The organism is Mycobacterium sp. 134 (assembly GCF_048282715.1).
Lineage (GTDB): Bacteria > Actinomycetota > Actinomycetes > Mycobacteriales > Mycobacteriaceae > Mycobacterium > Mycobacterium septicum.
Genome location: NZ_JBLVUN010000008.1, coordinates 3282358 through 3289665 on the forward strand (window position 1 = coordinate 3282358; position 7308 = coordinate 3289665).

Genomic DNA, 7308 nt, shown 5'->3' on the forward strand with positions numbered 1-7308 from the left:
GTCGGGCCGGGCGACGCGACACCGAGGTAGGCGGCGCGAATGCTGTCGTCTGCCAACAGTTCCCGCGCATCACCGGTGCGGGTGACATTGCCGGTCTCCAGGATGTAGGCGCGGTCGGACCGGCTCAGCGCCTGTTGGGCATTCTGTTCGACCAGCAGCACCGTGGTGCCCTGGGTGTTGATCTCGGAGATGATCTTGAAGATCTGCGAGATCACCATCGGCGCCAATCCCATCGACGGCTCGTCGAGCAGCAACACCCTGGGCCGGGACATCAGTGCCCGGCCGATGGCCAGCATCTGCTGTTCCCCGCCGGAGAGGGTGCCGCCGACCTGGGTGCGCCGCTCGGCCAGCCTCGGGAACGTCGTGAACACCCAGTCCAACCGCTCGTCATGCTCCCCGCGGGACGCGAATTTGCGCCCATAGCAACCCATCTCGAGGTTCTCCAGCACCGTCATGCCGGGGAACACCCCGCGACCCTCGGGAGCCTGGATCAGCCCGTCGATCACGCGCTGGTGTGCTTTCACCCGGGAGATGTCACGACCCTCGAACCAGACCGAACCCGAGGTCAGCGGCCGTAGACCGGAGATCGCGCGCATCATCGTGGTCTTACCGGCCCCGTTGGAGCCCAGCAGCGTGACCAGCTCCCCCTCGTGCACCACCAGCGAAACCCCGTGCAACGCCTTGATCCGGCCGTAGTGCACCACCACGTCGCGCACCTCGAGCAGCACCGGGCGGCTGGTCTCAGCCGAGCTCGTCATCGGGTACCCCCAGATAGGCGGCGATGACCTTCGGGTCCTCGCGGATTTCGTGTGGCAGTCCGTCGGCGATCTTGCGGCCGAATTCCAGCACCACGATGCGGTCGGTCACCCCCATCACCAGACGCATATCGTGCTCGATCAACAGCACGGTGTAGCCGTCGTCGCGGATCTTGCGGATCAGCTCGATCAGTGACGCCTTCTCGGCGGGATTGAACCCGGCGGCCGGCTCGTCCAGGCACAACAGCTTGGGCTCGGTGGCCAGTGCGCGGGCGATCTCGAGGCGGCGCTGGTCACCGTAGGGCAGATTCTTGGCCTTCTCCTCGCCGCGGTGGGCGATCCCCACAAAGTGCAGCAATGCCGCGGCGCGTTCGATCGCCGACCGTTCCTCACGACGGTGCCGAGGGGAACGCACGAGGGCACCGGGCACCGACGTCTTGTGCCGCGCATCGGTGCCCACCATGACGTTCTCCAGCGCGGTCATCTCGCCGAAGAGCCGGATGTTCTGGAAGGTACGGGCGATGCCACGGCGCGTGATCTGGTGCCGCTTGATCCGGCCCAGTGGCGCGCCGTCGAAGACGACCGATCCCGAGCTGGGCCGGTAAACACCGGTGATCGCGTTGAAGCAGGTGGTCTTGCCCGCACCGTTGGGCCCGATCAGACCGAGGATCTCACCGCGGCGGATGTTGAAGCTGACCGAGTCCAGGGCGACGAGGCCACCGAACTTGACGGTGAGATCCCTTGTCTCCAGCAGGATCTCACCCTCGGCTGCCTGGATCTCGCGGTGCACGCCGGCCAGTTCCTCGACGCTCTCGGTCACGCCGGGCATGGGCTCACTCATCCCACCGGCTCCTTGTCCGTGTTGCCGCGCAACAACTGTCGAGCCGATCTTCCGTACGTCAACAGCTGCTGGCGTACCGGGAAAAGGCCTTGCGGCCGGAAGATCATCAGCACCACCAGCGCCAAACCGAAGAAGAGATACTTGAGGTCACCGAGGTTGATCCCGAGGAACTCGACTCCCAGGAGCCGGTTGGGCAGATACACGACGATGAAGGCACCGAAGATGACGCCGAGCTTGTTGCCCTGTCCGCCGAGCACCACCGCGCACAGGAACAACATCGAGTTGATGATGTTGAACGTCGGCGGCGCCACGTACTGAACCTGGCCGGCGTAGAGCGCGCCCGAGAGGCCGCCGATCGCGGCGCCGATCACGAACGCCCACAGCTTGAACCGGAAGGTGTTGACGCCCATCACCTCTGCGGCGTCCTCGTCCTCGCGGACCGCCACCCAGGCGCGCCCGACCCGGCTGCGCTCCAGGTTGCCCACCAACAGGAGGATGCCGACCATCAGGATCAGGCCCAGCCAGAACCACCAGGTGCCGTAGTTCGCCTCGCCGGCCGAGTTGCCGCTGGAGAACACCCCGTTGGGCAGCTTCTCGCTCTCCCCCAGCCGTGGGTACGCGACCTGGTTGAGTCCACGCGAACCGTTGGTGACGTCGGACAGGTTGTCGGCGAGCAGACGGATGATCTCGCCGAATCCGAGGGTGACGATGGCCAGATAGTCTCCGCGCAACCGCAGGGTGGGCGTTCCCAGGATCAGCCCGGCCAGCGCGGTGACCGCCATCGCCAGCGGCACACATGAGAGCCAGGCCCAGTCCTTGCTGAAGAACCCGTCGGGGCCCACCTTGTTCCACGGACTGTCGGGGCTGGTCAGCAGCGCGACCGTGTAGGCGCCGACCGCGTAGAAGCCCACGTAACCGAGGTCGAGGAGCCCGGCCTGCCCGACGACGACGTTGAGGCCGATCGCGATGATGGCGACCATCGCGAACTGGGCCATGGTGCCGCCGAAACTGATGCCGGTGGTGTTGAGGAAGCTGGGCGTGAACAACGGCAGCAGGGCCAGCAGGCCGAAACCGACAATGCCCACAAACCATTTGGCCATCCGCGGCAGGGTGGACCACGAGTCGCGAATCGCGTCTCCGGGGGCCAGCAGGGTCTTGGTCACCGACCCGGCGGACTCTGAACCGTGATGCTCGCTCATACCCGCGCCTTCCCGAGGCTCTCACCGAGTATGCCGGTCGGCCGGAACAACAGGACCAGCACCAGCAGAACGAAGGCCACGACGTCACGCCACTGCGTTCCGAACACCGCCTGCCCGTAGTTCTCCATGATGCCCAGCAGCAGACCGCCCAGCAGAGCACCGCGAAGATTACCGATGCCGCCGAGCACCGCTGCCGAGAATGCCTTGATGCCGAGCAGGAATCCGCCCGAGTAGATGATGCCCTGCGGAACCTTCAGCGTGTAGAGCAGCGCCGCGGCACCCGCCAGCAGACCACCGATCAGGAAGGTCCGCATGATGATGCGTTCCCGGGAGACGCCCATCAGCGTCGCGGTGGTCGGGTCCTGTGCGACAGCCCGGATACCGCGGCCGAACTTGGTGCGGTTGATCGCGATGTCGGTCAGCAGGGCCAGCACCAGCGCGGCACCCACGATCACCAGTGCCACGTTCGACACCGAGGCACCGAAGATCGTGAACTGAGTCTTGGGCTGCACCAGGACGATGGGTTGTTGAGCGTTGCTTCCGCCGTAGCCCTTCAACAGCTTCGGCAACACGAAGTGCACGAACTCCTGCAGCACGAACGACATACCGATGGCTGTGATGAGGAAGGTCAGCGCGCGGGCGTTGCGTTTTCGCAGCGGCCGGTAGGCGATGAGCTCCAGGCCGACCGCCGCCGACCCCGAGACCAACATCGCGAACAGCATGGCGATGCCGAGATACAGCACCGTCAGCGCGACACCTTTGTTGTAGGCGTTGCCGCTCGGGGTGAAGCCGAGGATGACGTCCAGACAGAAATAGGCGCCGAACATGCCCAGCATGAAGATCTCGGAATGGGCGAAGTTGATCAGGCGCAGCACACCGAAGACCAGGGTGTAGCCCACCGCTACCAGCGCGTAGATCGCACCCCAGGACAGGCCGTCGATCGTCAACTGCCAGAAGCCGTCTCGCAGGCCATCCAGGTTGAAACTGATGTTGGATGCCAGGCAGGCGGACTGCTCGACGCACTGGGAGATCATCCGGTGGCGGCTCCTGACTGAAGTGTTGTGTAACGAAACGCGTCCGAGTCCTGGTGGCGGTCTCGGACGCGTTTCGTCTGGTGGGCTACTTGACTTCGTACATCCAGATCAGGGTGGTGGTGAGCTCACCCTTGTCCGTCCACTGGTACTTGCGGCCCACGCCTTGGCCCTCGTACTTGCGGACGTAGTCCAGCAGTGCCGGCCGGGTGATGGCACCCGAGTCGATGCCCTTGAGCAGGATGGTGCCCAGGTCGTACCCCTCGGTGCTGTAGGTACCCGGTGCCTGGCCGAACTTCTGGGTGTACTCGTCGGCGAACGATCCGGTGGCCGGACCGCACGGGCAGGACAGCAAGGCGCCCTTCGACGACTCACCCGCCTGGTCGACGAACTGCGGGTCCTTGGTGCCGTCGGCGCTGACGAAGGTCGCCGTCACGCCGCCGTCCTTGAGCTGCTGCACGAACGGTGCGGCCTCGGAGTAGTAGCCGCTGTAGAACACCGAGTCCGGAGCAGCTCCCTTGATCTGGGTGACGGCAGCCGAGAACTCCTTGTCGCCCTTCTTCACCGAGATGTTGCACGACGAATCGGCCACCGGGCCAAGGGTTTCGCGCACCGTCTGGGCCAGGCCCAGCCCATAGTCGGTGCTGTCGTCGACCACACACACCTTCTTGTTACCGAGCGTGTTCTTGAGGTAGTTGGCCACCGAGGGACCCTGGACGCCGTCGTTGGCCAGGCCGCGGAAGAACGTCTTCCACCCGTTCTCGCTCAACGTGACGTTGGTGGCCGATGCGGTGGCCGCGACCAGACCGGCCTGGTTGAACACGTCGCCGGTGGCCTTGGTCTCCCCGGAGAACGCGGGCCCGATGAGGCCGATGATGAACGCCTCGTCGACGATCTGCGGCGCCACACCGGTCGCCTTCTGCGGATCGCCTTCGGTGTCAAAGCTCTTGAGCTGCACCTGGCAGCCGGAGTTGGCGGCGTTGTGCTTGTCGATCGCGAGCTGCACACCGTTCTTGATGTTGATGCCCAGGGCGGCGTCCGGACCGTTGAGCGCACCCATCATGCCGATCATCACGGGCGGGCAGGTGGCCTTGCCGTCGCCCGCGGGATCAGCCGGGCTGACTCCCTCGGCGGCCTTGACCTCAGCACCGTTCTCGTCGATCTGCACCTTCTCGACGATCTTCAAATTGGTCTGCGATGCCTCGCCTTCCGGCGAGGACTGGTTACAGCCGGCAATCGCCAGGGCAACCACACCCGCACTTCCGAGAGCAAATGCTTTCCGTGCCACGCGACCGCGCACGCTTCACCTCCGGGTCAGAGTTGTCAGCGGCACCGGCGCCCTGACCGTGTGAGGGCTGGGCGCCGGAGCTTCGGGTAGAACATAGCCAACGACCGGCCCGAGTGCGGGATGTTGAGTGAATGGTTCGTCCGTGGGTCCTGGTTGAATGCGGAATTTCGGCCCGGCGGAAACCCACAATTAACAACCGGGCCCGCCGATCAGCTCTCCTGAACGGGTGATTCCTCGGATTCATCGAGGGTTTCCAGTACCACCTCGGCCACCCGTTTCATGGTGGTCCGGCGGTCCATCGCGGCCCGCTGAATCCACTTGAACGCCTCGGGCTCGGTCATCTGGTGTTTGCTCTGCAGCAAACCCTTGGCCCGCTCGACCAGCTTGCGGGTCTCCAGACGGTCCCCCAGCGTCGCCACTTCGTTTTCCAGCGCGGCGATCTCGCTGAACCGGCTGACCGCCACCTCGATGGCCGGGACCAGGTCGGTGATGCTGAAGGGCTTGACCAGGTACGCCATCGCCCCTGCATCGCGGGCCCGCTCGACCAGCTCCCGCTGGCTGAACGCGGTCAGGATGACGATCGGGGCGATGCGCTTGCTGGCGATCTCGGAAGCCGCATCGATACCGTCGCGTCGCGGCATCTTGACGTCCATGATCACCAGGTCCGGGCGCAGCGACTCGGCGAGCTCGACGGCCTCCTGCCCGTCGCCGGCCTCACCGACGACCTCGTAGCCCTCCTCCCGGAGCATCTCCGCGAGGTCGAGGCGGATGAGCGCCTCATCCTCGGCGATGAGCACGCGGCGGGGACTGTCAGCGTCTTTCGGTGACCCGGTCATGGGGAACATTCTGTCGTGGAGGCCGCCGTTCGGCGACCTCGGGGCCATCCTCTATGGTGGTAGGCCGCAGTACTGATCGGCACGCCCTCGTATCCCAACTGGCAGAGGAAACGGATTCAAAACCCGTACAGTGTGAGTTCGAATCTCACCGAGGGCACCACCACACACCGATCGGCCCCTGGCTGATCAGAAGCCCGGACGCCAATCGCCGCGTCCGTGCCAGTGCCCGCGGTCACGGGCCTCGCCGTCGAAGTAGTAGTCGTCATGGCACCGGTCGCCACCCCAGTTGAAACCCCATTCGGGGTGCCAGAACTCCCCCGGGCACCAGTGGTAATCCGGCAGCGGCACCGTGGGCGCCGCCTGCGCGACAGCTCCGCCCAGACCCGCGAGACCGATACCTGCGGTGAGTACCGCTGTCATTGCCGCAACACGTGCTTTCGTCTTCATGAGTCAGGACTATCACCGCAGACTCGGCGTACCCCTGCCAGAACGCTTCGGGTCCGCTGTCGCTTCAAGGGGCCTGCGTTCAGGGCTTTGACTTGTCCGTCAATCGCGCCCGTCTCACAGGTCACCGACGGTAGGTTGAGCCGTGCGCTGGGTTGCGCCCGCCGGCAGTCTGTGCCGCGACGGACGACAGGAGGATCGTGAAAGCCGTTGCGAGAGTAGTCGGGTTCGGGCTTGTTGAACTCATCGTGTTCGGCTTGGTGCTGTTCTCACTCGCCGGCACCCTCGACTTCTGGCAGGCCTGGGCTTTTCTCGTCGTGTTCGCCCTGTCGACGTGGATTCCCAGCATCTTCTTGCAACAGACAAACCCCGAGGCACACCAACGGCGTAAGCACGCCGGACCGGCGGCGGAGACCCGGACCGTGCAGAAGGTCCTCATCGCCGGCTGGTATCTGTCGCTGGCGGCGATGGTGGTGGTCAGCGCCCTGGACCACCGCTTCGACTGGTCGGCGGTACCGGCGGCGATCTGCGTGGCCGGCGATGTTCTGGTGGCCGTCGGGCTGGGTGTCACGAGCCTGGTGGTCATCCAGAACAGCTTCGCGGCCTCCACGGTGCAGGTGGAGTCAGGCCAAAAGCTCGCCTCCACCGGCCTCTATGGGCTGGTTCGTCACCCCATGTACACCGGCAACGTGCTGACGATCATCGGCTTCCCCCTCGCACTCGGCTCCTACTGGGGGCTCCTGCCCGTCATACCGGGCCTCATCGTGCTCGTCATCCGCATCCGGGATGAGGAAAAGCTGCTTGTGCAAGAGCTGGACGGCTACCGCGAATACGCGCAGAAAGCGCGCTACCGCCTGGTGCCCTATATGTGGTGACTGCCGCACCGGCCCGCACGGGGCCGGCGCGGCAGTCGT

7 protein-coding genes, 1 tRNA gene and 1 pseudogene are annotated in these 7308 nt (G+C 65.2%); 2 read left to right on the plus strand and 7 right to left on the minus strand.

Annotated elements, in window-relative coordinates:
* Window positions 1-14: 14 nt before the first annotated feature.
* From ACNQVK_RS20625 to ACNQVK_RS20650, 6 genes and pseudogenes are all read right to left on the minus strand, one after another.
* A pseudogene (locus ACNQVK_RS20625) lies at window positions 15-758 on the minus strand (ABC transporter ATP-binding protein); the annotation flags it as partial.
* Window positions 742-1596: an ABC transporter ATP-binding protein gene (locus tag ACNQVK_RS20630; protein ID WP_418030990.1), complete on the minus strand. Its 855-nt coding sequence runs from the start codon at window positions 1594-1596 to the stop codon at window positions 742-744. The pseudogene ACNQVK_RS20625 and the gene ACNQVK_RS20630, both read right to left, overlap by 17 nt.
* Entirely contained in the window at window positions 1593-2795 is a 1203-nt protein-coding gene (locus ACNQVK_RS20635; RefSeq protein ID WP_418030991.1) for a branched-chain amino acid ABC transporter permease, read from the minus strand. Before ACNQVK_RS20635 ends, ACNQVK_RS20630 begins: the two co-directional genes overlap by 4 nt.
* Entirely contained in the window at window positions 2792-3829 is a 1038-nt protein-coding gene (locus ACNQVK_RS20640; RefSeq protein WP_418030992.1) for a branched-chain amino acid ABC transporter permease, read from the minus strand. The genes ACNQVK_RS20635 and ACNQVK_RS20640 overlap by 4 nt, the downstream gene beginning before the upstream one ends.
* Before the next feature lie 85 nt (window positions 3830-3914).
* A complete protein-coding gene (locus ACNQVK_RS20645) occupies window positions 3915-5126 on the minus strand; it encodes a branched-chain amino acid ABC transporter substrate-binding protein (RefSeq protein ID WP_418030993.1) in 1212 nt (403 codons plus the stop codon).
* A 197-nt stretch (window positions 5127-5323) separates the two neighbouring features.
* Window positions 5324-5950, minus strand: a complete 627-nt coding sequence (locus ACNQVK_RS20650; RefSeq protein WP_418030994.1) for an ANTAR domain-containing response regulator — start codon at window positions 5948-5950, stop codon at window positions 5324-5326.
* An 83-nt stretch (window positions 5951-6033) separates the two neighbouring features.
* Here ACNQVK_RS20650 and ACNQVK_RS20655 point away from each other — a divergent pair.
* A tRNA-Leu gene (locus ACNQVK_RS20655) sits at window positions 6034-6110 on the plus strand.
* Window positions 6111-6136: 26 nt separating this feature from the next.
* Here the strand turns inward: ACNQVK_RS20655 and ACNQVK_RS20660 are convergent.
* Window positions 6137-6397 (minus strand): hypothetical protein, encoded by a 261-nt coding sequence (locus ACNQVK_RS20660; protein ID WP_418030995.1) that lies wholly within the window; start codon window positions 6395-6397, stop codon window positions 6137-6139.
* A gap of 197 nt (window positions 6398-6594) precedes the next feature.
* On the opposite strand from ACNQVK_RS20660, the gene ACNQVK_RS20665 reads away from it, so the two are divergent.
* Window positions 6595-7269, plus strand: a complete 675-nt coding sequence (locus tag ACNQVK_RS20665) for a methyltransferase family protein (protein ID WP_418030996.1) — start codon at window positions 6595-6597, stop codon at window positions 7267-7269.
* The last annotated feature ends 39 nt before the right edge of the window (window positions 7270-7308 follow it).